General features: G+C 71.0%; 23 protein-coding genes. 14 read left to right on the top strand and 9 right to left on the bottom strand.

Annotated elements, in window-relative coordinates; genetic code table 11:
* The first annotated feature begins 13 nt into the window (after window positions 1-13).
* The 5 genes from MUN76_RS05645 (at window position 14) to MUN76_RS05625 (ending at window position 4,787) form a co-directional block, all read left to right on the top strand.
* Window positions 14-691: a hypothetical protein gene (locus tag MUN76_RS05645; RefSeq protein WP_244687924.1), complete on the top strand. Its 678-nt coding sequence runs from the start codon at window positions 14-16 to the stop codon at window positions 689-691.
* 11 nt (window positions 692-702) lie between these two features.
* Window positions 703-1,242 carry a YaeQ family protein gene (locus tag MUN76_RS05640; RefSeq protein WP_244687922.1) on the top strand — a complete coding sequence of 180 codons (540 nt, stop codon included), beginning with the start codon at window positions 703-705 and terminating at the stop codon, window positions 1,240-1,242.
* Window positions 1,243-1,312: 70 nt separating this feature from the next.
* Window positions 1,313-2,341 (top strand): NYN domain-containing protein, encoded by a 1,029-nt coding sequence (locus tag MUN76_RS05635; RefSeq protein ID WP_244687920.1) that lies wholly within the window; start codon window positions 1,313-1,315, stop codon window positions 2,339-2,341.
* A 116-nt stretch (window positions 2,342-2,457) separates the two neighbouring features.
* Window positions 2,458-3,033 (top strand): PadR family transcriptional regulator, encoded by a 576-nt coding sequence (locus MUN76_RS05630; RefSeq protein ID WP_244687919.1) that lies wholly within the window; start codon window positions 2,458-2,460, stop codon window positions 3,031-3,033.
* A gap of 5 nt (window positions 3,034-3,038) precedes the next feature.
* The gene (locus tag MUN76_RS05625) at window positions 3,039-4,787 is read left to right on the top strand and encodes an ABC1 kinase family protein (protein ID WP_244687917.1); all 1,749 of its coding nucleotides are present in this window, start codon (window positions 3,039-3,041) and stop codon (window positions 4,785-4,787) included.
* Window positions 4,788-4,823: 36 nt separating this feature from the next.
* On the opposite strand, the gene soxR is transcribed toward MUN76_RS05625, so the two are convergent.
* Complete coding sequence (gene soxR / locus MUN76_RS05620; protein ID WP_244687915.1) at window positions 4,824-5,285, bottom strand: redox-sensitive transcriptional activator SoxR; 462 nt, start codon at window positions 5,283-5,285, stop codon at window positions 4,824-4,826.
* Between the two features lie 68 nt (window positions 5,286-5,353).
* Here soxR and MUN76_RS05615 point away from each other — a divergent pair, with 68 nt between their 5' ends.
* Window positions 5,354-6,835, top strand: coding sequence for an MFS transporter (locus MUN76_RS05615; protein ID WP_244687913.1), 1,482 nt, complete (start codon window positions 5,354-5,356; stop codon window positions 6,833-6,835).
* A 32-nt stretch (window positions 6,836-6,867) separates the two neighbouring features.
* Here the strand turns inward: MUN76_RS05615 and MUN76_RS05610 are convergent, their stop codons facing one another.
* Window positions 6,868-7,443 (bottom strand): TspO/MBR family protein, encoded by a 576-nt coding sequence (locus MUN76_RS05610; protein WP_244687911.1) that lies wholly within the window; start codon window positions 7,441-7,443, stop codon window positions 6,868-6,870.
* 262 nt (window positions 7,444-7,705) lie between these two features.
* On the opposite strand from MUN76_RS05610, the gene MUN76_RS05605 reads away from it, so the two are divergent.
* On the top strand, window positions 7,706-8,167 hold the full coding sequence (locus tag MUN76_RS05605; protein WP_244687910.1) for an iron chaperone: 462 nt from the start codon (window positions 7,706-7,708) through the stop codon (window positions 8,165-8,167).
* On the opposite strand, the gene MUN76_RS05600 is transcribed toward MUN76_RS05605, so the two are convergent.
* The gene (locus tag MUN76_RS05600) at window positions 8,164-9,333 is read right to left on the bottom strand and encodes an alpha/beta fold hydrolase (protein WP_244687908.1); all 1,170 of its coding nucleotides are present in this window, start codon (window positions 9,331-9,333) and stop codon (window positions 8,164-8,166) included. The two genes, MUN76_RS05605 and MUN76_RS05600, sit on opposite strands and share 4 nt — an antisense overlap.
* Before the next feature lie 252 nt (window positions 9,334-9,585).
* Between MUN76_RS05600 and MUN76_RS05595 the strand changes: the two genes are divergently transcribed.
* Window positions 9,586-10,077: a MarR family winged helix-turn-helix transcriptional regulator gene (locus tag MUN76_RS05595; protein WP_244687906.1), complete on the top strand. Its 492-nt coding sequence runs from the start codon at window positions 9,586-9,588 to the stop codon at window positions 10,075-10,077.
* Here the strand turns inward: MUN76_RS05595 and MUN76_RS05590 are convergent.
* From MUN76_RS05590 to MUN76_RS05570, 5 genes are all read right to left on the bottom strand, one after another.
* Window positions 10,046-11,392, bottom strand: coding sequence for a flavin monoamine oxidase family protein (locus MUN76_RS05590; RefSeq protein ID WP_244687904.1), 1,347 nt, complete (start codon window positions 11,390-11,392; stop codon window positions 10,046-10,048). The two genes, MUN76_RS05595 and MUN76_RS05590, sit on opposite strands and share 32 nt — an antisense overlap.
* An 82-nt stretch (window positions 11,393-11,474) precedes the next feature.
* Window positions 11,475-11,813 carry a putative antibiotic biosynthesis monooxygenase gene (locus MUN76_RS05585; protein ID WP_244687902.1) on the bottom strand — a complete coding sequence of 113 codons (339 nt, stop codon included), beginning with the start codon at window positions 11,811-11,813 and terminating at the stop codon, window positions 11,475-11,477.
* A gap of 127 nt (window positions 11,814-11,940) precedes the next feature.
* Window positions 11,941-13,461, bottom strand: a complete 1,521-nt coding sequence (locus tag MUN76_RS05580) for an APC family permease (RefSeq protein ID WP_244687900.1) — start codon at window positions 13,459-13,461, stop codon at window positions 11,941-11,943.
* A 92-nt stretch (window positions 13,462-13,553) separates the two neighbouring features.
* Entirely contained in the window at window positions 13,554-14,459 is a 906-nt protein-coding gene (locus MUN76_RS05575; protein ID WP_244687898.1) for a TIGR01777 family oxidoreductase, read from the bottom strand.
* A 34-nt stretch (window positions 14,460-14,493) separates the two neighbouring features.
* The gene (locus MUN76_RS05570; RefSeq protein ID WP_244688673.1) at window positions 14,494-16,647 is read right to left on the bottom strand and encodes an MMPL family transporter; all 2,154 of its coding nucleotides are present in this window, start codon (window positions 16,645-16,647) and stop codon (window positions 14,494-14,496) included.
* 485 nt (window positions 16,648-17,132) lie between these two features.
* Between MUN76_RS05570 and MUN76_RS05565 the strand changes: the two genes are divergently transcribed.
* The 5 genes from MUN76_RS05565 to MUN76_RS05545 all read left to right on the top strand — a co-directional run bounded on the left by MUN76_RS05565 (window position 17,133) and on the right by MUN76_RS05545 (window position 21,029).
* Window positions 17,133-18,050, top strand: a complete 918-nt coding sequence (locus MUN76_RS05565) for an alpha/beta hydrolase fold domain-containing protein (protein ID WP_244687897.1) — start codon at window positions 17,133-17,135, stop codon at window positions 18,048-18,050.
* Window positions 18,034-19,485 carry a protein adenylyltransferase SelO gene (locus MUN76_RS05560; protein ID WP_244687895.1) on the top strand — a complete coding sequence of 484 codons (1,452 nt, stop codon included), beginning with the start codon at window positions 18,034-18,036 and terminating at the stop codon, window positions 19,483-19,485. Before MUN76_RS05565 ends, MUN76_RS05560 begins: the two co-directional genes overlap by 17 nt.
* A 156-nt stretch (window positions 19,486-19,641) precedes the next feature.
* On the top strand, window positions 19,642-20,181 hold the full coding sequence (locus MUN76_RS05555; protein ID WP_244687893.1) for a PACE efflux transporter: 540 nt from the start codon (window positions 19,642-19,644) through the stop codon (window positions 20,179-20,181).
* 39 nt (window positions 20,182-20,220) lie between these two features.
* Entirely contained in the window at window positions 20,221-20,607 is a 387-nt protein-coding gene (locus MUN76_RS05550; RefSeq protein ID WP_244687892.1) for a hypothetical protein, read from the top strand.
* A complete protein-coding gene (locus MUN76_RS05545; RefSeq protein ID WP_244687890.1) occupies window positions 20,604-21,029 on the top strand; it encodes an MmcQ/YjbR family DNA-binding protein in 426 nt (141 codons plus the stop codon). Before MUN76_RS05550 ends, MUN76_RS05545 begins: the two co-directional genes overlap by 4 nt.
* A gap of 15 nt (window positions 21,030-21,044) precedes the next feature.
* Here MUN76_RS05545 and MUN76_RS05540 read toward each other — a convergent pair whose 3' ends face one another.
* Entirely contained in the window at window positions 21,045-21,542 is a 498-nt protein-coding gene (locus MUN76_RS05540) for a winged helix-turn-helix transcriptional regulator (RefSeq protein ID WP_244687888.1), read from the bottom strand.
* A 45-nt stretch (window positions 21,543-21,587) separates the two neighbouring features.
* On the opposite strand from MUN76_RS05540, the gene MUN76_RS05535 reads away from it, so the two are divergent.
* The gene (locus MUN76_RS05535; RefSeq protein ID WP_244687886.1) at window positions 21,588-22,889 is read left to right on the top strand and encodes an MFS transporter; all 1,302 of its coding nucleotides are present in this window, start codon (window positions 21,588-21,590) and stop codon (window positions 22,887-22,889) included.
* The last annotated feature ends 2 nt before the right edge of the window (window positions 22,890-22,891 follow it).

The raw sequence follows: 22,891 nt of genomic DNA, 5'->3' as shown, positions 1-22,891 counted from the left end.
CTAGCCTGACCGCATGAATCGGAACCGAGCCACTCTCGTGTCCCTGGTCGTCGCGATCCTCGTCGGGATCGGCGCGCTGCTCTGCAGCTTCGCCTCGCATCTCGCCGTGCTCTGGGGAGTCTCGGCGCTCCCGCGATCGCTCGTGGTGCAGGATCCGCTCGGCTGGGCGCTCCGCCCCGGGGTCCCGCCCCTCGCGGTCCTCGGCATGCTCCTCGTGCTCGTGCTGCTGGTCGGGTTGACCTGGCTCTTCGTGCGGCTCGTCGTGAGGGCGGCGCTCCCGGGGCGCGGCGCGGCGGTGTTCTTCGGCACCTGGGGTGCGCTGATTGTTGCCGCCATGGTCGCGGGGATCGTGCGGGCGGTCGTCATGATGGCGACGCTCCGCATTCCCTCCGACAACACCGAGCTGTACCTGGCGCAGTTCCAGCAGTTCAGCTTCGTCGCCGCCACCTGGGCGCTCATGTGGGGCTGGATCGTCGCGCTCGTCGCCGCGCTGATCCACCGCTCGGCGAGTGGCCGGCCCGCCGCGCCGGAGGGAGCGTATCCGCAGCCGGTCGGTCAGCAGCAGCAGTTCGCTCCGCAACCGCAGGTCGCCCAGCAGCAGTACGCGCCGCAGCCGCAATATGCACCCCAGCCGCAGTACCAGCCGCCCCAGCAGGTCGCACCGCCGCAGCACCCGGGTCACACCGCGTAGGATCGAGCACTATGGCTATTGGCTCGACGATCCACACGTTCGCGGTACAACTGGCAGATGTGGATCGGGGAGTCTACGAGGATCTCACGCTGCGGGTCGCCCGGCACCCCTCCGAGACCGACCTCTACATGGTGACGCGCCTGCTCGCCTACTGCCTGGAGTACCAAGAGGGGATCGAGTTTGGCGGCGGCGTCTCCACGACCGATGAGCCCGCCGTGCTCGTGAGGGATCTCACGGGCGCCATCACCACCTGGATCGAGATCGGCGCGCCCGACGCGGCGCGACTCCACTCCGCGAGCAAACACGCCGAGCGCACCACCGTGTACACCCACCGCGATCCGGAGCGAGTGCTCGGGCTCTGGCGGGGCAAAACGATCCACAACGCCGACGCGATCACGCTGCAGAGCTTCGATCCGCGCTTCATCGAGGACGCCGCCGCGCGGCTCGAGCGCCGCAGCACCTGCTCGGTCTCCGTGACCGAGCAGCAGCTCTACCTGGAGATCAACGGCGCGAACCTCACCACGGCGGTGCACACGCAGCCGATCCAGTAACGCGCCGGCCGCACCATTCGCTGGGCGTTCGCCCACTGACAGTCGGCGCCAACCCTGCCACACTGGAGGGGTGACTGACACTCAGAACGGCCGCGTCGCCGTCTATCTCGACTTCGACAACATCGTGCTCTCCTGGTATGACCGGGTGCACGGTCGAAACTCCTACGCGCGCGACCGGCAGCGCATCGCCGAGGACCCGACGCACCCCGAGACCGCCGCCCGGCTCGCCGCCGCGCGCGTCGACGTCGGCGCGATCATCGACTACGCCTCCTCCTTCGGCACCCTCGTGCTCACGCGCGCGTACGCCGACTGGTCCGCTCCGGTCAACGCCGACTACCGCTCGCAGCTCGTCGCCCGCGCGGTCGATCTCGTGCAGCTCTTCCCCGCGGCGGCCTACGCCAAGAACGGGGCCGACATCCGCCTCGCGGTCGACACGGTCGAGGACATGTTCCGGCTCTCCGATCTGACCCATGTCGTCATCGTCGCGGGGGACTCCGACTACGTGCCGCTGGCGCAGCGCTGCAAGCGCCTCGGGCGGTACGTGGTCGGGATCGGCGTGGCCGGATCCACCGCCAAGGCGCTGACCGCGGCGTGCGACGAGTTCGCCTCCTACGACTCGCTCCCCGGCGTGGAGCTGCCGAAGCGCGAGCAGCCCGCGAAGCAGCAGAAGCGCGAGAAGGCGGCATCGCGCGAGAAGGTGACGCTGAAGCCGGTCGAGGATCTCGCACCGTCGGGCCTCGCGGATCTCACCGACCTCGCGGACTTCCGGGGGACCGGCGACCTCGCGCCCTTCGATCTCGAGGGCCCGGACGACGCGCACGTCGGCGACGACGAGGAGACGCACGACGATCCCGAGATCGCCGTGACGGGGCTGCTGATCCGGGCGCTCTGGCTCGGGCAGGAGAAGGACGACTCGGGGTGGCTCCACAGCTCGGCCGTGAAGCAGCAGATGCGGCGCATGGACCCGTCCTTCAGCGAGAAGGCGCTCGGCTTCCGGTCCTTCTCCGACTTCCTGAAGTCCCGCTCCGACGTCGCCGAGTTGGAGGAGACCGGTCACGAGCGGCTCGTGCGGCTGCGGGATCAGGGCCAGGAGGGCTAGGGCGACGCACGGCGACGGCCTCGCGGAAGTCCCGGCTCACTCACAGCTGGATCCCTATCGCTCGCGCACTCAACGATATATCGTTAACTATCGTTGAGGGGTTCGAGGAGGACATCATGAGCAGTGCATTCCCCGCCGGCGGCTTCGGATCCGGCGCCCACACCGACACCGTCTGGCAGGCGCTCGACCACCTGCGCTCGAAGTTCGAGAAGCGCGCGGGCTCGCGCGTCGGCCGCGGCGACGTCCGCATCGCCGTGCTCGCACTCCTCGCGGAGCGCCCGATGCACGGCTACCAGATCATCCGGGAGATCGAGGAGCGCAGCGGCGGCAGCTGGAAGCCGAGCGCGGGATCGGTGTACCCGACCCTCCAGCTCCTCGCGGACGAGGGCCTCATCGAGGCCGAGGAGGAGCACGGCCGCAAGACCTACGTGCTCACCGAGGCGGGGCGCGAAGTCGCCGCCGAGGACTCCGCCGATCTGCCGTGGGGTGCGACGGCCGCCGGGTCCGGCGCGCGTGCGACCGGCGGCGACGGTGAGGATCTCGGGTTCGGAGCGCTCCCGAAGGCCGGCGTCGAGTTCGCGCAGGCCGCCGCCCAAGTGCACCGCTCGGGCTCGCCGGAGCAGGTGCAGCAGGCCATCACGGTGATCGACGAGGCGCGCAAGCGGCTCCACGCGATCCTCGCGCAGGACTGACGCGAGTGCCGCCCGTCGATCCTGAGCCGAACCGACCGGCGCCGAGCGAAAACGCTGGAAGCCGTGAGTCCCGGGCGCGCTACCGTCGAATCCTCCGGTTCGCGAGCTGGAACCTCGCCGTCACCTGGTGGTTCGAGCTGCTCCTGCCGCGCCTCGGCCTCGCCGCGGTCGCGGAGCGCACCCGCGCCCGGCGTATGCAGCGCTTCGCGCGGCGCTTCCACGTGCTCGCGGTCGACCTCGGCGGGCTGATGATCAAGGTCGGTCAGTTCATGTCGTCGCGACTCGACGTGCTGCCGCCCGAGATCACGAAGGAGCTCGAGGGACTCCAGGATGAGGTGCCGGCCGAGCCGTTTGACGCGATCCGGGCCCGCGCTGAGTCCGAGCTCGGCATGCCGCTCGAGCGCGCCTTCGCGTGGGTGGATCCCGAACCCATCGCCGCCGCGTCGCTCGGACAGGCGCACCGCGCGCACCTCGCACCGCGTGATGCGGAGGAGACGGGCCTCGACGCGGTGGTGCTCAAGGTGCAGCGACCCAATATCGACACCGTCGTGGAGATCGATCTCGCCGCGCTGCGGCGGGTGGGCGGGTGGCTGAGCCGCGTCCGGATCGTCTCCCGGCGCGTCGACATGCCCGCGCTCGTCGAGGAGTTCGCGCAGACGAGCCTCGAGGAGATCGACTACCTGCACGAGGCCGCGAACTCGGAGCGGTTCAGCGCCGACTTCGCGGGGGATCCGCGGGTCGCCGTGCCGGCGGTCGTCTGGGAGCGCACGACCCGACGCGTGCTCACACTGGAGGACGTGACCGCGATCAAGATCACGGACGGCCCGGCGCTCCGAGCGGCCGGCATCGATCCCGCGCGCGTGGCCCCGGTCTTCGCGGCGGTCATGTTCGATCAGCTCTTCACCCACGGGTTCTTCCACGCGGATCCCCACCCCGGCAATATCTTCGTGACGCCGACCGGGGCACTGCCGTCGGTGCCCGCTGAGACCGCCACCGAGGAGCCGCCTCCCTGGAGGCTCACCTTCATCGACTTCGGCATGATGGGGGAGGTGCCGGCGTCGACCCGCTCGGGCCTGCGCAAGCTGCTCATCGCCGCGGCCTCGCGCGACGGCCGGGGACTCGTCGACGCGATCCAGGACGTGGGGGTGCTGCTCCCGTCCGCCGAGACGACCGAGCTCGAGCGTGCCATGACCCAGCTCTTCGCCCGCTTCGGCGGCATGGGCTTCGCGGAGCTGCGCGATGTCGACCCCCGCGAGTTCCAGGAGTTCGCGGTGCAGTTCGGGGATGTGATCCGCTCGCTCCCCTTCCAACTGCCCGAGAACTTCCTGCTCGTGATCCGCGCGATGTCGCTGACCTCCGGGGTCTGCAGCGCGCTGGATCCCGAGTTCAACCTGTGGGACTCGGTGGAACCCTACGCCGCCCAGCTCATCGCGGACGAGCGCGGCAACGTGGTGCGGGACTTCGCGACGGAGGCTCTCGAGATCGCCGGGGTGGCGCTCCGGCTGCCGAAGCGCCTCGACGCGATGGTGTCGCGGCTGGAGGACGGGTCGGTGGCCGTCTCCTCGCCCCGGCTCGAGCGGCGGGTGGCGCGCCTCGAACGCACCGCGCGGCGGCTCATCTCGGCGGTGCTGTTCGGCGGGCTGCTCGTGGCGGGCGCCATCGTTCGCCCGGACGACCCGGTGCTCGGCACCGTGCTGCTCGTGGGCTCGGGGCTGCCGCTGCTGCACGCGCTGTTCGGCGGCCGCCGAGGGTAGGTGGACCGCCGACGGCAGGCGCGAGCGCGCACCCCGTCAGTCGGCTGAGATCTCCGGCAGGCGCCGCGGCCCCGGGCCGTCGGCCGCGAGGGCGTCGCCGGGGTTGAAGACCCGGCAGGTGCTGAGCGAGAGGCAGCCGCAGCCGATGCACCCGGTGAGTTCCCGCTCCATGCGCTCCAGCTCCCGCCGACGTGCTTCGAGTCGGCCGCGCCAGTGGCGGCTGATCCGCTCCCAGTCCCGGGTGCTCGGCATGCGGTCGGCGGGCAATCGGGCGAACTCGTCGGCGACCTCGGTGAGGGGGATCCCCATGCGCTTGGCGACCTGGATGATGGAGACGCGGCGGAGCACGTGGCGCGCGTAGCGGCGCTGATTGCCGGCGGTGCGACTGGCCGAGATCAGTCCCTCGCGCTCGTAGAAGTGCAGCGCCGAGATCGCGACGCCGGTGCGGCGGGCGACCTCACCCGCGGTGAGGAGGTCGGTGGGGGCCGGGCCGGGCATGCGAGCTCGCCTTCGGTCGTGGGACGGGAACTTGACCTCAAGTTTACTTGAGGTTTTAGCGTGGAGGCATGACCCCGCACACCGCCGAGATCCCGCTCCCGCGAGAGCAGTCCGCGCTCGATCCGCAACCCGCCTCGCGCCGGCGGGGGCGTCGCACCCCGATGCCCCCGACACCCGGGAGCTGGGGCGAGCTGCTCAGCCCCGACCACCTTCCCGCCGCACTGGTGCTGGCCGGCGGCGTGGCGATGTACGCGACCAACGTCTATGTGACGGCGGCCCTCCTGCCCTCGGCGATCACCGAGATCGGCGGCGCGCAGTACTTCGCGTGGGTCGCGACGGCGTTCCTCACGGCATCGGTCGTCTCCTCGATGCTGGTGACGCGTGTGCTCGCGAGATTCGGCGCGGCACGGGCGTACACGGGTGCGTTCCTCCTGTTCGCCCTCGGGACCCTCGGCAACACGGTGGCGCCGAGCATGGAGGTGCTGCTGGTCGGGCGTGCGATCCAGGGGCTCGGCGGCGGGCTGCTGGCGGGGCTCGGTTACGCCGTGATCCGGAGCGCGCTTCCCGAGCGGCTGTGGACGCGCGCGGCGGGCCTCGTCTCGGCGATGTGGGGTGTGGGCAACCTCGTCGGCCCCACCCTCGGCGGACTGTTCGCGCAGTGGGGGATCTGGCGCGGGGCCTTCGCCCTGCTCGCGGTCGTCGCGCTGCTGCTCGCCTGGGTGTCGCGGCGCGCGGTCCCCGGGAGCACCGCGGAGGCGGGACACCTGCCGCCGATCCCGGTGCTCTCCCTCGTGCTGCTGAGCGCGGCCGCCGCGGCCTTCAGCGTCACGAGCGTCGTGCCGCGTGGGATCCCCACGGTGGTGGGCTTGGCCGCGGCCGTCGGACTGCTGCTGGGGTTCGTGCTGCGGGAGCGCGTGGCGCGGGCCACGGTACTGCCGCGCGCCACGTACCGTCGCGGCAACCCGCTGAAGTGGATCTATCTCACGCTCGGGCTGCTGAGTGCCGGGGCGATGGCGGAGGCGTTCGTGCCGCTCTTCGGGCAGGAGCTCGCGGGCTTGCCGCCGCTCGCGGCTGGATTCCTGGGCGCGTCACTCTCCGTCGGGTGGACCGCGGCGCAACTCGTGAGCGTCACCATCGAGCGTCCGCCGGGTCGACGCCTCGTGATGCTCGCGGGACCGGCGTTCCTGGCACTCGGACTCTTCGCGTATGCGGCGCTCGTCACCGAGGGCGCCGCACTCGTCCGGGTCGCGGCCTGGGCTGCAGCGCTCTTCGCCGCGGGCGCCGGCATCGGCATGGCCTTCCCGCACCTGAGCGTGGCGGCCATGCGGAGCTCCCTCGACCCCGCGGAGGGCCGGCAGGCTGCCGCCGGCGTCAGCACGACGCAGCTCATCGCGAACAGCGTGTCCTCGGCGATCGTCGGCATCCTCGTCGCTGCGGGAGGCCCATCCGCGCTGGGGTCCGCGCAGGCGATGTCGATCGGGATCGGAGTGCTCGCCGTGCTCGGGATCGGCACGGCGCTGCTCGCGTCACGTGGCAGTCGCCAGGGCTGATTCGGAGGTGTGGCTGATCCCGCGCCGCGCGCCTACACCGTCGAGTTCAGCACGATGATCCCGGCGTTCAGGCTCGACGCGAAGAGCAGCCACAGCAGGTAGGGGATCAGCAGCAGAGTCGCGACGCGCGACCACTTCGCGGCGGAGGCCATCAGCCAGATCACGGTGGCGACGAGCGCGAGGATCACGCCCATGGCCACCCACCAGGCGGGCTGCCCGAAGACCGGGTAGCCCGCGAAGAAGATCGGCGTCCACGCGGCGTTGAGCACGAGCTGGAACGCGTAGATACGAAGGGTGCGTCGTGCCGCGTTCGGACGGCCGCCGCCGACGTACCCGGCGCGCCAGATCAGGAACCCGACGAGGGCGATCAGCACGTAGAGCACGGTCCAGGCGGGCCCGAAGACCTCGTTCGGCGGGTTCCACGGCACCTTCTCGACTTCGAGGTACCAGCCCTCGGTGTTCGAGGCCGAGGCCAGTGATCCGCCCACCGCGATCGCCGCGACGAGCACGAGGCAGAGCGCGGCGACCGCGACCTGCCGGCCGACAGACAGCGGGGCGACGGGGGTGTGGTCGATCTCGACGGTCTCGTCCGGGCGATGGATGTGCACGGTCCCTCCTTCGGCGTCCGCGGAGCCGTCGGGATGCTGACGGGGCGTGCGGTCACGCCGGCTCGCGGTGTTGGTTCGACGGTAACAGGGACCGGCCGGCCGCTGCAGGGGGTGGAGATCGTCGGAAGATCCCGATATGGGAAGCGCACCCGCATCGATCAGGTTTCGAGAAGTGCCCCCGGGTGCCCGCCGGTAGCGTATGGCTCAGCACGGCACCGTGCGGCCCGCCCGATCCCACCCGATCGATATCCGAAGGAGCATGATGAGCGCAGCAACGACCGACACGACCGGCGGAGGGTTCTCGGAGGAGGAGCGGCAGGCGATGCGCGACCGCGCGGCGGAGCTGCGCGCCGAGAGCTCGCGGGCCAAGGGCAGCGCCAAAAAACAGGCCGCCGAGGAGCTCGACGCGCTCGAGAAGATCGCCGCGATGGCGGACGGAGACCGTGAGCTGGCCGAGCGGGTCCACGCGCTCGTGACCACGCACGCGCCCGATCTCCGGCCGAAGGTCTGGTACGGACAGCCCGCCTACGCGCGCGACGGCAAGGTCGTGTGCTTCTTCCGCAGCGGGATCGGCGACAAGGAGCGGTACTCCACACTCGGCTTCTCGTCGAACGCCGCCCTCGACGACGCGAGCGGTCTCTGGCCGACCTCGTACGCGCTCACGGAGATCACCCCCACGGCCGAGGCGCGGATCATCGAGCTCGTGACGCAGGCGATGAGCTAGAGCCCGAGCTCGTCCAGCCAGGTGTTCACCGCGGGGATCGCGAGGTACGCGATCGTGCTGTGATCCGCGATCTCGACGGTGTGGTACGTCACGTCCATGCCGAGCTGCTCGGTTCGCTCGACGAGACGCTCCGTGTCCGCCGGTCGGACCAGCTGGTCGTCGAGCCCCTGGGCGATGAGCAGCGGAGCGTCGAACGCCACGCTGCCCGCCGAGTTCTCCTGCAGCAGGCGCGCCCAGGGCTCGACCTTCGTGGGATCCTGCGAGACGAACTTCCCGATCACGGGCGTCGCGATCGTGTGCAGCTGATCGATGTGGGTGAGCAGGCAGAGCTTGTTCATCTCGGGCAGGATCTGCTGCGCCTCGGGGGTGAGGATCGTCGACAGCTCGGCACCCTGGTCGGCGTAGACGCCCGCGAACGACTGGAAGGCGTACGAGCCGATCGTGACGCCCGAGACGTCGTCGAGGTGGGTCTCCATGAGCGCCGAGAGGTCGGCCGCCGGGGCCGCGACAGCGACCGCCCGCACGGTCAACTCGGGGGCGTACTCCGACGCCCGCTCGGCCGCGAAGAGCGCGGCCTGCCCGCCCTGCGAGTGGCCCCAGAGCACCACGTCGCTGCCCGCCGCCGCCTCGGGGATCGCCTGCGCCGCCCGCACGGAGTCGAGCACGCTGTTGCCCGCGGTGATCCCGACGAGGTAGGAGTCGGTGCCCGCGGTGCCCATGCCGACGTAGTCGGTCGCGACGACGGTGTAGCCGCGATCCAGCATCGGACGCATGCCCTCGATGCCGATGAACGGATCGAAGCCGCGTGACGGTGCGCAGTCGACCGCCGAGCCGGTGGTGGGGTGCCCCCACGCGAGCACCGTGCGACCGTCGGCCGGTGGCGCACCCAGTGGGGTGATCACGACGCCGGTGGCGACCGCGGGGTCGCCGTTCAGATCCGTGGTGCGATACATGATCCGCCACGCCTCGGTGTCGACCGGAACGCCCTCGAGTCGTTCGCTCTTGATGATCGATCCGGGATCCCCCTCGGCCGCGTTCTCCGGCTGCTCGTAGAAGGCGGCGAGCCCCGGTTGCTCATTGGCGTCGCCGAGCAGGCGGAACCCCACCACGGCCCCCACGGTGACGAGGAGGATCGCGACCACGGCGAGCACCGCGATCCGGAGCATCGGTCGCTGTGTTCGCTGATCGTCAGTGCGCATGGCCGCCCCCCGGGGTCCGTCGCTCGAGCACCTCGAAGCGGCTCGCTGCAGCCATCATAAAACGTCCGAGGCGGCACGGGCGGCCGATGCCGTGACGCCACGCCGGTGCGGCCACGGCGGGATTCGGGGAGACGCAGGCGGCCCCCGGCGATTCGCGGGATAATGGAGGGTGGCGACCGCCTCCGGTCGCCCACGGGATCGCCGAGAAGGGAGCAGGACGTGGAGTCTGCTGTATCCTCGGCCCCGGACGTGCCTGCCACCGATCGCGCGTCACTTGTCATGCGCCTGCTGCGCGAGATCCGCAGCTTCGGCGACGCTCACGACCGCATGAGCGGCGGCATGAAGCACGGCATGCGGATGAACACGTCCGATCTCGCTGCACTTCGCCTCATCATCATCCGCGAGGAGCAGGGCCGCCCGGTCAGCCCGCGCGAGATCGCGAGCCACCTGCGCATCTCGACCGCCTCGACGACGAAGCTCGTCGATCGCCTCGCCGACTCGGGTCACGTGCGCCGGGCCCCGCACCCCACGGACCGGCGGGCCCGGGTGATCGAACTCACCGATGTCGCCCGCGGTGCGTTCTTCCGGCTCTTCGGCCCGCAGCTCACGGCCATGCGCGGGGCCTTCGAGGAGTTCTCCGACGAGGAGCTCGACGCCGCCGTGCGGGTGCTCGCGGCGGTCAGCGCGGCAATCGATCCGGAAGCGCGCTGAGCGAGACCTCCGTGCCGAGCACGTGCTCGGCCGCGCGGTGGCCCGACATGAGCGCCGCCGTCACGGTGGCCGGATCGTCGGTCCAGGTCGCCTCGCCCGCGAGGTGCAGCACGCCGCCGACCGGGGTTGCCAGCACGTCGTGGTCCTCGGGGACCGAGCCGACCGTCATGTACGCGTAGGAGCCGCGGGCGAACGGGTCGTCCTGCCAGTCGGTGCGGTGGATCGCGACCGGCTCGGGCACGCGCTCGCCGTAGAGCTCCCGGAGTGACGCGAGCACCGACGCGGCGACCTCCGCGTCGCTCCAGTCACGGGTCTCGAGCGCGGTCGGCCCCGCCGCGAAGGTGAGCAGGGTGGGCGTGCCGTGCAGCGCAGAGAGGTCGTACCAGGAGTGCCAGCGCAGAGCCGCCGGGCCCTGCCGCCGGATCGCGTACACGTTCTCGTCCCAGAACCTCTCAGGGAACTCGAGGAACACCTTCTCGAAGCGGTTCATCGCGAGGCGACCGAGCGCACCCGCGACGGGCTCCGGCAGCGTCGGATCGATGCGGAATTCGGGCGACTGCAGGACGCCGACGGGCACGGTCACAACGGCGCGGTCCGCGGTGAGTTCCCCGACGGAATGCGCGACCCGCACCCCGGACTGCGCACCGTCGCCCGACCACTCGACCCGCGAGACGACGTGCTCCAGGCGCACGTCGAGCCCCTCGGCGAGGCGGGTCGCGAGCACGTCGTAACCGTCGGGGAAAACCACCTCGTCACCCTCGATCGAATCGTCGTCGAGTCCGTGGGCGTCGAGCTCGTCGATCCACACCCCGTACTGCTCCTCCGAGCGGTGCCGGAGGTACTCGCGCACCCGCTCGGTGCGCTCGGCGTCCCAGCGCTGGTCGGCCAGCGCCGTCTCCGCGACGTCGCCGTAGGAGCTGCCGGGCGCGGAGGCCGCGATCACCTCTGCGAGGCGCGCGTCCACGGTGTGGATGTCGGCCGCGAACGCGGCGGCCGCCGCGTCGCTCAGCCGTTCGCCGTCGGGTCCGTAGTACGCGATCGGGCGACTGTCGGGCTGGTACCCGCCCACGGTGAACTCGATCTTGCGCATGCCGAGGGCGGTGGTGATCTCGTCGAGCGGGCTGTCGGTGATGCCGTGGATCCAGGAAGCGCCCCGGTCGGTGGCGCTGCCCGAGCTCCGGTCGGTCCAGGTGCGACCGCCGACGCGATCCCGCGCCTCGAGCACCATCACGCGCTGGCCGGCCTGCGCGAGGAGCCGGGCGGCGGTGAGGCCGGAGACTCCCGCTCCGATGACAACGGTGTCGACGTGGGTCACGGGATCCTCCTGGGGGCCTCGAGGGTGCCGCGGAGCGACCGGGTGCGCGCATCGGTGCGGCGCTCCGTTCCGCTGCACGACCTCAGGATAGCGCGCCGCGGCCCCCGCCATTCCCGTGCAGCGCCGCAGCTCGTGCGTCGAGTGCGGCGTGCAGGCTCCGCTCCTGCCGGGCGTGGTCCCGCCGGTACTGCAACCACGGACGCAGCACCCGCGTCACCGTCGGCATCATGATGAAGGTCATGAGCGGCGCGAGGATCGACACGACGATGGCCGAGCGGGCGGGCAGTGCGACGTCGCCCCACCACGGCAGCATGGTGATCACCCAGGTGGTCGTCACGTTCACGGGGAACATGCCGATCCAGATCGCGAACGCCTGCTTCCACCGGACCGGCCGGTGCGGCGGGGGAGTGGGGGTGGCCATGGGCCCATTCCACCCCACCGACGTATCGGCCCCGTTACACCCGGGTCTCGCGGTGTAACGGGGCCGTGACGATTCGGTTGCGCGGGCGGGGCCGGGTGCGCCGACTCAGTGCCCGATCAGCGCCGCCTCACTCGTCGGGGACGAGCACCGGGGTGTCGCGGTTCAGGCTCTCGCCGCGGAAGTAGACCTTCGAGTTCGGGCGCAACCACCAGATCCCCATCAGCACGAAGCCGAAGAGCAGCGCGCCGACGCCGATCACAAACGCGCCGCCGATGCCGAAGAGCACGGTGTAGCTGTAGTCCACGCTGATCATGTCGATCGCGGACTGCACGAAGGCGTACGTGAGCATCAGGCCGCCGAGTGCCGGGAGGATCCCTCGCATCCAGAGGTTCCGCGCACTGTCGCGCAGGGTGTCGCGGAAGTACCAGACGCAGGCGAAGGAGGTGATCGCGTAGTAGAGCGCGACGGCGAGGCCCATCGAGGTGAGGGAGTCGGCGAGCATGTCCTCCGACAGGATGGACATCGCGACGTAGTAGACGATGGCGGCGGCGCCCATGACCGTGGTCGAGAACCAGGGGGTCTTGAACTTGGGGTGCAGCTCGGCGAACTTGGCGGGCAGCGCCCGGTACACGGCCATCGACAGCGTGCCGCGTGCGGTGGGCAGGATCGTCGTCTGCGTCGACGACGCCGCCGAGAGCATGACGCCGAGGAGCAGGAACCAGCCCCACGGTCCGAAGAGCACGCCGCCGAGCACCGAGAAGACGTCGTCGAGGTTCGCCTCGTTGGTGAGGCCCGTGCCGGTGTCGCCGAACCCGGCGAACATCATCACGGCGACCGAGATGCCCACGTAGAGCACGATGAGCACGACGATGGTCGAGATCGCGGCGCGGCCCGGGGTGGTGCGCGGGTTCTTCGTCTCCTCGTTCAGCGCCAGGCAGGTGTCCCAGCCCCAGTAGATGAAGAGCGCGAGCAGCACGGCCTCGATGAAGCCCGACCACGAGCCGAGCTCGGCGGGGTTGAACCACTGCCAGTCGAAGGCGATCGATCCCGCGTTGCTGCCGTCGAGGGCGTGCCACAGGGCGAGCACGCCGAACAGCACCATCGCGACGATCTGGATCGTCATCAGGATCATCTGCATGCGCTCGCCGATCTGGACGCCGACCGTGCTGACGAAGGTCATGATCGCCATGAAGACCACCGAGGTGGCCACGACGACGACCCGGTTCGACGCGAACTCCTCGTTGCCGAGCAGCAACCAGAAGTACTTGCCGGTCACCTCGCCCACGTTCGCGAGCACCATGATCGCGGAGACGGCGACCGCCCAGCCGCCGATCCAGCCGACCACCGGACCGAAGGCCTTCGCGCCCCACACGAAGGTGGTGCCGCAGTCGGGCATCTCGCGGTTGAGCTCCTGATAGGCGAACGCCGCGAAGACCATCGGGATGCAGGCGACGACGAACACGAGCGGGGCCTGGGCGCCGACCGCGACGATCACGTAGCCGAGGGTGGCGGCGAGCGAGTACAGCGGCGCCGTGGAGGCGAGACCGATGACCGTCGAACCCACCACGCCGAGCGTGCCGGAGTTCAGTCCCTTGCCGACGTGGATGTGTCCCGTGTCGGTGGCATTGGCCAGCGTTTTCTTGGACATAGCGGTGGTCTCCCCTGTGAGTTCCGATGTCGAACGTTGATCATCCTACTCACGGGCGCGGATCGGCGCGCGACGGGTGCGCGCCGCGCGCGTTACCGCGGTTCGGCGAGTGCCGCGGCGATCGCCGAACCGGCCGTGGGGTGCTGGAAGGTGAAGCCCGAGGCCTCGAGCGCGGTCGGCGCGGCATCGGCGTCGGGGAGCAGCAGCGAGTCGGCGGCGTCGCGGCCGAGGCCGAGGCGGAGTGCCCAGGCCGGCGCGGGGAGGAGGAAGGGGCGGTGCATCTGCGACGCGAGAGCGCGGCCGATCTCCGAGGCGGTGGCCCGGGTCGGACCGGCCAGGTTGACCGGCCCCGAGACCGGGTGGTCGATGAGGTGCCGGATCGCGCGGACCTCGTCGTCGAGCGAGATCCAGGGCCACACCTGCGTGCCCCGCCCGAGCGGGCCGCTCACCCCCAGTTGCGTGAGGGCGACGAGGGGCTTCAGGACCCCCTGCCGGTGCAGGAGCGGTGCCGTGCGGAGCAGCACAACGCGAGTGCCGGGGCCCGCCTCGCGCGCGGCGCGCTCCCACTCGACGCAGAGCTCCGCGAGGAAGGTGTCGCCGGGGGTGCTCGCCTCGGTGAGGCGCTCGCCGGGGCGATCGCCGTAGAAGCCCGTCGCCGAGGCCGACAGGAACGCCGGGGCGTCGGTGCAGAGTTCGCGGAGTGCGGCGGCGAGCGTGCGTGTGGGCGCGAGCCGAGACGAGCGCAGGGTGCCCCGGTACCCCGGGGTCCAGGGCAGTCGGCCGATGCTCGCGCCGTTGAGCGCGACCACGGCATCGGCCCCGGCGAGCACGTCCGGGTCCAGCGGCGCGTCGTCGGTGAGCCACTCCACCTCGTCCGGGGCCTGCGCGGGCCGCCGCACGAGCCGGGTGACCCGCACCCCGTCCGCGCGGAGCGACCAGGTCAGCGCGCCGCCGATGAGGCCCGAGGCCCCGGCGACCACGACGTGTGCTGCGGTCATGCTGTGCTCCGCTTCTCTCGGTGCCTCGAGTCTCTCACGCGTCGGTGTGTGTTGCTCCGCTCGCAGCGCCGCTCGCGTCGGCGTGCGCGGGCGCGCGGTGCCCGCCCGACAGCGCGGCCGGTTCCGCGTCCTTCCGACCCAGCTTCGAGGGCCACCAGATCGCACGGCCGATGTCGGTCGTGAGCGCGGGGACCAGGAGCGAGCGCACGATGAAGGTGTCGAGCAGCACACCGAACGCGACGATGAACGCGATCTGCACGAGGAACAGGATCGGGATGATCGACAGCGCCGCGAAGGTCGCCGCGAGCACGAGGCCGGCCGAGGTGATGACGCCGCCGGTGATCGTGAGGCCGCGCAGGATCCCCTCGCGGGTGCCGTGGAGCTTCGACTCCTCGCGCACACGGGTCATGAGGAAGATGTTGTAGTCGATCCCGAGCGCGACCAGGAACACGAAGCTGTAGAGCGGCACCGCCGGATCCGCACCCGGGAACTGGAAGATCCCGTTGAAGACGAGGGCGGCGACCCCGAGCGCGGTGCCGAAGGACAGCACCGTGGTGAGGATCAGCAGCACCGGGGCGACGATCGAGCGCAGCAGCAGCATCAGGATGAGCAGGATCACGACGAGGATCAGCGGGATGATCAGGTTGCGATCGTGGATCGAGGCCTGGTTCGTGTCCACCGACGTCGCCGTCACGCCGCCCACGATGGCGCCGGTGCCGGAGAGCTCGGAGCGCAGGCTCGTCACAGTCTCGGCGGCGGCATCGGAGTCCGCGGCGTCCGACAGGGTGGCCTGCAGCAGCACCTTGCCGTCGCGGACGGTCGGCTCGGGCGCCGGCGTGCCGGGAGGCCCGAGGGGCTGCACGCCGTCCGCGGTGACCGGCGCGCTGCCGCTCGGCGAATCCTCGCTCGTGACCGAGACACTGTCGATGCCCGCGTGGTCGAGCAGCGTGTCCGCGGTCTCCTGCAGCGAGTCCTCGTCGGCGAGCACGTAGGCCGGGCTGCCGGAGCCTCCGGGGAAGTGCTCGCCCAGCACGGCCTGGCCGTCGCGCGCCTCGGACTGCCCGATCACGAGGTCCGACTGCGGTACGCCCTGCGCGTTCAGCTGCGTCACGCCGACGGCCCCGATCGCGAGCACGATCGTGGTGATGATCCAGATCGGGCGGTGGCGCTTCCGGATCACCCCGGCCAGCCAGTGCCACAGCCCCTTCGAGGGCATGCCGTTCTCCTCCGCCACGAGCTCGGGCTCGTAGTGCGGCCGGCGCGGCCAGTAGGCGGCGCGACCGAACGCGAAGAGCAGCGCGGGCAGCAGGGTCAGTGCCGCCAGCATCGAGAAGACGATGCCGATCGAGGCGACCGGGCCGAGCGTGCTGTTCGACTTCAGGTCGCTGAGGAGCAGGCAGAGGAGGCCCGCGATGACGGTGCCGCCCGACGCGAGGATGGGTTCGAACGACCCCTTGATCGCGGCGAGCACGGCGGCGCCCTTGTCGTGCGTCACGCGCAGCTCCTCGCGGAACCGGGCGACGAGCAGCAGGGAGTAGTCGGTGGCCGCGCCGATCACCAGGATGAAGAGGATGCCCTGAGTCTGCCCGCTGAGGAGCAGCACCCCGGCGTCGGCGAGGTGCCAGACCGTGAAGAGTGCGACGCACAGCGCGAAGAGGCTCGTCGCGAGCACCACCACCGGGAGCAGCAGCGAGCGGTAGACGAAGATCAGGATCACGAAGACCGCCAGCAGGGCGACGAGCAGCAGGATGCCGTCGATGCCGGCGAAACCGGCGACGAGGTCGGCGGTGAATCCCGCGGGCCCCGTGACGTGCACGGCGACGCCGCTCGGAGCGGTGTCGCGCAGTTCGTCGCCCAGCTCGCGCACCGCGTCGGCCACCTCGGCCTCCGCGTCGATCGGCACGAACACCTGCGCCGCCAGCCCGTCCTCGGAGGGGATGACGGGCGAGACGTCGCTCTCGATCCCGGGGATCGAGGAGGCGTCCTCGACCGCCGCGGTGATCGACTCCAGCTGCTGGTCGTCGAGCGTCGTGTCGGAGGAGAACACGACGATCGCGGGGATCTGATCGTCGCCCAGGAAGTCGCCGAGGGCGCCCTGCACCGCGGTGGCGTCGGCGGACTCCGGCAGGTACGAGGTCTGGTCGTTCGACGACACCTCGTCGATCTTGCCGAAGAGCGGACCGCCCATGCCGGCGATGGTCACCCACACGATGATGAGCACGGCGGGGAGGAGAATCCGGAGCCACCGCGGCCCCGTCCTGCCCGACGGTGCGGGCGCGGTGCGCGGGGCCTGTGCGGCGTGCGCGGGGTGGGAGGCGGGATCGTCGGACGCGGGATCGCGGGGTGCCGAATCCGCGGGTGCCGTGGAACCTGTGTTCCTGCGATCGCCTCTGGTGCGCTCGTTCATCTGCATCCCCTTCGCGGTGCCGAGATTTAGCTAGATAAGCTAGTTAAATGTAGCAGGAAGCGATCTCGATTGCGAGCGGGATGAGCGCCGAGTCGGGCCCGTCACGCGGATGCTGCGCGTCACGCGGCCGAACCTGCCCGGATCCGACCGCGTGAACTGCGAGAGCCGCGCGGCGGGCTCCGATCCCGCACTTCCCACCCGATGCATCACCGCAGCGCCTACAGTGAAAGGGACGCCGCGGGGAGCGGCGAGAACGGGGGAGATGCGTGATCCTGCCGAATTGGGCCGTGCCCGCACTGCTGAAAGTCATGCGCGCGAACCGCGCCTTCGTCACGAGCGCCGGTGCGGAGCAGCGGATCGCGGAGCGGGAGATCCGTCCGCGATCCTTCGCCCCGCCGCGGCTGCGCTCCGATGTCCGGGTGTCGGTCGATCGGCGCACCGGCTGGCCGGTGTACACCGTCGCCCCCGTCACCGCGACCCCGGTCGGCAGCGTCGTCTACGCGCACGGCGGCGGCTGGGTCAACGAGATCGCCGGCCCGCACTGGCGGCTGATCGCCGACATCGCCGCCGATGCGCGCACGACCGTCATCGTGCCGATCTACCCGCTGATCCCGTTCGGCTCCGCGCTGGAGGTCCGAGACGGCGTCGTCGAGCTCGCGATGCAGGCGGCGCACGACCACGGGTCGGTGGTGCTGGCCGGCGACTCCGCGGGTGGGCAGATCGTGCTGTCCGCGGCGTTCGAGCTGCGGGATCGCGGCGTGGTCTCACCCCGCACGATCGTGATTTCGCCGGCTCTCGATCTGACCTGGAGCAACCCGCGGATCCCCGACGTGCAGCCGAGCGACCCGTGGCTGGCGGTGCCCGGGGGCAAGGTGCTCGCCGATGCGTGGCGCGGCGATCTGCCGCTCACGGATCCCGCGGTCAGTCCGCTCTTCGGCGACTTCTCGGATCTCGGGCCCCTCGACGTCTACACCGGCGTGCGCGACGTGCTCAACCCCGATGCGCACGTCCTCGTCGAGCGAGCGGCGGCGGCGGGCGTCGACGTGACCCTCCACGAGCGCGCGGGGCAGGTGCACGTGTATCCGCTGCTGCCGACGTCGATCGGGCGCGACGCCCGGGCCGAGATCGTGGCCCGGGTCGGCGAGGCCGTGCGGAGTGAGGAGGACCGTGTACCCGCTGAGTGACGACTTCGCGCGGCTGCTCCCCGAGCTGTCGGTGCCGTGGCAGGCCGAAGCGCCGCTGCAGCCGGAGTTGCTGATGCTGTCCGAACCGCTCGCCCGCGATCTGGGCTTCGATCCCGTGGCGCTGCGCAGCGACCGCGGCATCCGCTTCCTCCTCGGAACGGAGCTCGATGACGCGGCGCATCCCGTCGCGCAGCTGTACGCCGGCCACCAGTTCGGCAGTTACGTCTCCCGCCTCGGTGACGGCCGGGCCCTGCTGCTCGGGGAGCGGCGGGGATCCGACGGCCGGCTGCGAGATCTCCACCTGAAGGGCTCCGGCAAGACGCCGCTCGCGCGCGCCGACGGGCGCGCGGCGGTCGGTCCGATGCTTCGCGAGTCGCTCATGGGTGAGGCCATGCACGCCCTGGGGGTGCCGACCACCCGGGCGCTCGCGGTCATCGCGACCGGACGGCGGGTGATCCGGGACGACGCCCTGCCCGGCGCCGTGCTCGTGCGGGTCGCCGACAGTCACCTGCGGGTCGGAACCTTCCAGTACGCCCGCTCGACGGGGGACCTCGAGCTGCTGCGGCGCCTCGTCGACTTCGCGGTCGCGCGACATGTCCCGGAGGCCGTCGAGGCGCCGGATCCCGCGCTTGCGCTCCTCCGTCACGTCGTCGCGGCGCAGGCCCGCCTCGTGGCGTCGTGGATGCTGCTGGGATTCGTGCACGGGGTGCTGAATACCGACAACGTGACGATCTCGGGGCAGACGATCGACTACGGGCCCTGCGCGTTCATCGACGCCTACGATCCCGCCGCGGTCTTCAGCTCGATCGATCACGCCGGCCGCTACGCCTTCGGCACCCAGCCGGCGATCACGCTGTGGAACCTCACGCGCCTCGCCGAGATGCTGCTGCCGCTGCTGAGCGAGGACGAGTCGGCCGCCACGGCACTCGCGACTGAAGTGCTCGAGGGGTTCGCTCCCGCCTATGAAGCGGCGTGGATCGCGGGAATGGCGGCGAAGCTCGGGCTGAGCGGCGCCGATGGATCCGGGCACGCCTCTGGCGAGGTCGCGGAGCTCGCGGGGGAGTTCCTCGGCGCGCTGCAGCGGCATCGGCTCGATTTCACGAGCAGCTTCCGGGCGCTCGGGGGCATCGCTCGCGGCGGCGCGGCCCGGTTCGGCGAGCACTCCGCCGCCGACCTGGGCCTCGACGAGTGGGTCGCGCGCTGGCTCGACCTGACGCCGGACGCGGAGCGGATGGACGCGGTGAACCCGATCTACATTCCGCGCAACCACCTGGTGGACGAGGCGCTCGACGCGGCGAGTGACGGCGACCTGTCGCTGGTGGAGCGGCTCGCCGGGGTGCTCGCGCGGCCGTTCGAGGAGCGGGCGGGCCTCGAACGGTACGCGGCGGGGCCGCCGGAGGGGGCGCCTCCGCATCGCACGTTCTGCGGCACATGACGAGCCGCTCCCGTCGGCAATAGTGCGGAATCAGTTGCAGAAGTTCGTCTTGACAACTGAAAGCGTTGATGTATGCTCGAAACACCGGCGCTTTCGCGTGTGTTGAGGACGGCGATTCCAGCCCCTCCGCGGCGTCGGTCACCAGGAGTGATACCCGTGACCACCTCAGGCCACACTGCGCAGCTCACTGCGCCCCTGTCCATCGCCACCGGCAGCATCGCCGTGGGCCACCCGGCGCACACGCGCCCCACCGACGCCGACGAACGGTTCTTCCAGGCGCGGCCGGTGCTCCGGCGCGTGGTGTTCGTGCTCGGGTACGAGTCGCTCAGCGTGCTGTTCACCGTCGTCGTGCTGAGAGGGCTGCTCGGCCACGGCGGCGGCGCGTCCACCGTCACCGCGATCCTCGTCTCCACCGTGGCGACCGCGTGGAACTACGTCTGGAACACCATCTTCGAGGCGCTCGAGCGGCGCTTCGGGGCGACCGGACGCGGTGCGCGATCCCGTGCCCTCCACGCCATCGGTTACGAGGGCGGGGTGCTGCTCGTCACGATCCCGTTGGTGGCGCTGATGCTCGGCGTCGGCTTCCTCGAGGCCCTCGCGATCGAGGCGGGGCTGCTCGTGTTCTTCCTCGTCTTCACGCTGCTCTACACCTGGGTGTTCGACCGCATCTTCGGGCTGCCCGCGTCGGCGCGGTGACCGGAGGCGGTGTCGGCTGTCGCTGTTACGCTGAACTGCATGAGCGTTCCCGAGGCCTGGATCCCGCACCGTCGTGAGGACGGCGAGCTCGTCGGGTGGATCGTGCCCGAGGGGGAGGGGTTCGTGCCGATCGACCTCCTCGGTCGGCCGCGCTCCGCAGAGCCGGTCGACTGGGTCGCGGCCGAGGAAGTGCTCGAGGAGCTCGGCATCGGCTACCTCGCCGACATCTACGCCTACCGGGTGTCGGCGGAGGATTGGGCGCGCGTGCGCATCGTGGAGGTCTCGACCGACGGGGTGACGGTGAAGGAGGACGACTACGGTGACGTGGCCGCGGATCTGCCGCGCTACCGCCTCGCCTTCCCCGCGGACGACGGCCTCCGGCCGCTCGCGGACGCGCCGGGCCCCGTGCGTGGGCAGTTCCAGTGAGCAGCTCCGAGCCGGCGGCTCGAGCGAGCAGCAGTGCGCGGGTCACCGCGGACTGGTTGACGGCGCTCGCGCGCGACTTCCCCGGAGCCGAGGCGGGCGTGAAGCCGGAGTGGGACGTCTGTGTGCTCTCGGTGGAGGGCAAGATCTTTGGTCTCTTCAGCGAGAACTCCGGGGAGCAGCTGCTCACGCTGAAGGGAGACCCGCTCGAGAATGAGGCGCTGCGGCAGACGTATCCCGAGGTGATCCCGGGCTACCACATGAACAAGCGGCACTGGAACTCGGTGCGGCTCGGGGTCTCCAGCCTCCCGCTCGATCACGTTTCAGAACTCGTGGAGGCATCCTACGATCTGGTGTTCGCGAGCCTCACGAAGCCCCTGCAGCGGGAGCTGCGCGAGCGGCACGTGATCCTGCGCGCTCAGTAGTCTCCGCGGGTGCCGTCAGGCGGCGGTTGTTCCCGGCCCGACCAGGTGGTGCTCGGCCTGCAACCAGGGCTTCACCCACACCATGTCGTCGGGGGTGAGGGGCAGCCCGCACGCACTGCAGCGCTCGCCCGTGAGCGTCTCTTCGCCGCAGCGCTCGTGGATCATCGCCATGTGCTCGCCGCCCGCGGGCATGGCGGTGTGCTTCTCGCCCCACAGGGCCAGCATCTGGAGGATGGGCAGGAGGTCCGCCCCCGCCTCGGTCGCGTGGTACTCGTCTCGGCTCCGGCCGCCCTCCTGGTACGGCTCGCGGCGGAGCAATCCGGCCGCGACCATCTCGTCGAGGCGCCGGCTGAGCACGGCATCGGAGATCCCGAGATTCGCGCGCATGTCGGTGAAGCGGTGCCGACCGTGCAGCACGTCGCGAATGATGAGCAGCACCCACGGGTCGCCGAGCACGTCGAGTCCGCGGCGGACGGGGCACAGCTCCTCGGACCAGTCGGATCGCAATGCCATGCGCCGAGTCTACTCTCTTGACGAAAGTCAGGCTAGAGTATCCCCATGCCCGCTTCGCAGGAGAAAGCCAGCTCGCCCGCCGCACCCGCCTTCCGGCGCTCCCACCTCGCCTGGGGCGTCGCCGCGGCGGCCTTCATCGCGCTCATCGGTGCCGCCGGGTTCCGCGCCGCACCGGGTGCGCTCATGATCCCGCTGCACGAGGAGTTCGGCTGGTCCATCAGCGTGATGAGCCTCGCGGTGTCGATCAACCTGGTGCTCTACGGGCTCATCGCCCCGTTCGCCGCCGCGCTCATGGATCGCTGGGGGGTGCGGCGCATCGCCGCGATCGCCCTGCTGCTCGTCGCCGCGGGATCCGGTCTCACCGTCTTCGCGACCGCATCGTGGCAGCTGCTCCTCACCTGGGGTGTGCTCATCGGAGCGGGCACCGGGGCGATGGCGCTCGTCTTCGCCGCGACGATCGCGCAGCGCTGGTTCGTGGAGCGCCGCGGCCTCGTGATGGGCATCCTCACGGCCGGAAGCGCCACCGGTCAGCTCGTCTTCCTGCCGATCGTGGCGCACTTCGCCGAGACCGCCGGCTGGCGCGAGGCCTCGCTCGTGGTCTCCCTGGCGGCCCTCGCGGTGGTGCCCATCATCGTCTTCGTCATGCGCGATGCCCCGGAGCAGGTCGGGGTGCGTCCCCACGGTGCGCCGGAGTCCTGGCAGCCGCCGACGCGCAGCACGGGCGGCGCGGCGCGGAACGCACTCGGGGCCCTGCGGGAGGCCTCGCGCAGCAAGGCGTTCTGGGCACTCGCCGCCGCGTTCGCGATCTGCGGCGCGACGACGAACGGGCTCGTCGGCATCCACTTCATCCCGTCGGCGCACGACCACGGCATGGCCACGACCACGGCGGCGGGACTGCTCGCGGTCGTCGGCATCTTCGACGTGGTCGGTACGATCGCCTCGGGGTACCTCACCGATCGTTTCGACCCTCGGATCCTGCTCGGCGTGTATTACGGGTTCCGCGGCATCGGGCTGCTCGTGCTGCCGTGGCTGCTCGCCGACAGCGTGCACCCGAGCATGATCGTCTTCATCGTGGTCTACGGTCTGGACTGGGTGGCGACCGTGCCCCCGACGGTCGCGCTCTGCCGCACGTACTTCGGAGACCGCGGCACCATCGTGTTCGGCTGGGTCTTCGCCTCGCACCAGGTCGGCGCCGGGATCGCGGCGCTCCTGGCCGGGTGGATCCGCGATGAGTCGGGATCGTACTCGCTCGCGTGGTTCGGGGGCGCGGCACTGTGCGGGATCGCGGTGGTGCTCTCCCTGGCGCTGCGTCCCCGATCGCGCGCGAGCGTGCCGGTCGCGGGCTAGCC

It is taken from the genome of Leucobacter rhizosphaerae, assembly GCF_022919175.1.
Lineage (GTDB): Bacteria > Actinomycetota > Actinomycetes > Actinomycetales > Microbacteriaceae > Leucobacter > Leucobacter rhizosphaerae.
The sequence above is the reverse complement of the archived record's forward strand: the minus strand, read 5'-3'. Positions and strand labels throughout refer to the sequence as shown.

What these genes read in the sequence shown, in the direction of transcription:
- MUN76_RS05600 (WP_244687908.1), bottom strand. Translation starts at nt 9,333, where the DNA reads ATGCTCCGGATCGCGGTGCTCGCCGTGGTCGCGATCCTCCTCGTCACC.
- MUN76_RS05630 (WP_244687919.1), top strand. Translation starts at nt 2,458, where the DNA reads ATGAGCAGTGCATTCCCCGCCGGCGGCTTCGGATCCGGCGCCCACACC.
- MUN76_RS05570 (WP_244688673.1), bottom strand. Translation starts at nt 16,647, where the DNA reads ATGGGCGGTCCGCTCTTCGGCAAGATCGACGAGGTGTCGTCGAACGAC.
- MUN76_RS05550 (WP_244687892.1), top strand. Translation starts at nt 20,221, where the DNA reads ATGAGCGTTCCCGAGGCCTGGATCCCGCACCGTCGTGAGGACGGCGAG.
- soxR (WP_244687915.1), bottom strand. Translation starts at nt 5,285, where the DNA reads ATGCCCGGCCCGGCCCCCACCGACCTCCTCACCGCGGGTGAGGTCGCC.
- MUN76_RS05580 (WP_244687900.1), bottom strand. Translation starts at nt 13,461, where the DNA reads ATGTCCAAGAAAACGCTGGCCAATGCCACCGACACGGGACACATCCAC.
- MUN76_RS05585 (WP_244687902.1), bottom strand. Translation starts at nt 11,813, where the DNA reads ATGGCCACCCCCACTCCCCCGCCGCACCGGCCGGTCCGGTGGAAGCAG.
- MUN76_RS05575 (WP_244687898.1), bottom strand. Translation starts at nt 14,459, where the DNA reads ATGACCGCAGCACACGTCGTGGTCGCCGGGGCCTCGGGCCTCATCGGC.
- MUN76_RS05640 (WP_244687922.1), top strand. Translation starts at nt 703, where the DNA reads ATGGCTATTGGCTCGACGATCCACACGTTCGCGGTACAACTGGCAGAT.
- MUN76_RS05615 (WP_244687913.1), top strand. Translation starts at nt 5,354, where the DNA reads ATGACCCCGCACACCGCCGAGATCCCGCTCCCGCGAGAGCAGTCCGCG.
- MUN76_RS05535 (WP_244687886.1), top strand. Translation starts at nt 21,588, where the DNA reads ATGCCCGCTTCGCAGGAGAAAGCCAGCTCGCCCGCCGCACCCGCCTTC.
- MUN76_RS05540 (WP_244687888.1), bottom strand. Translation starts at nt 21,542, where the DNA reads ATGGCATTGCGATCCGACTGGTCCGAGGAGCTGTGCCCCGTCCGCCGC.
- MUN76_RS05645 (WP_244687924.1), top strand. Translation starts at nt 14, where the DNA reads ATGAATCGGAACCGAGCCACTCTCGTGTCCCTGGTCGTCGCGATCCTC.
- MUN76_RS05605 (WP_244687910.1), top strand. Translation starts at nt 7,706, where the DNA reads ATGAGCGCAGCAACGACCGACACGACCGGCGGAGGGTTCTCGGAGGAG.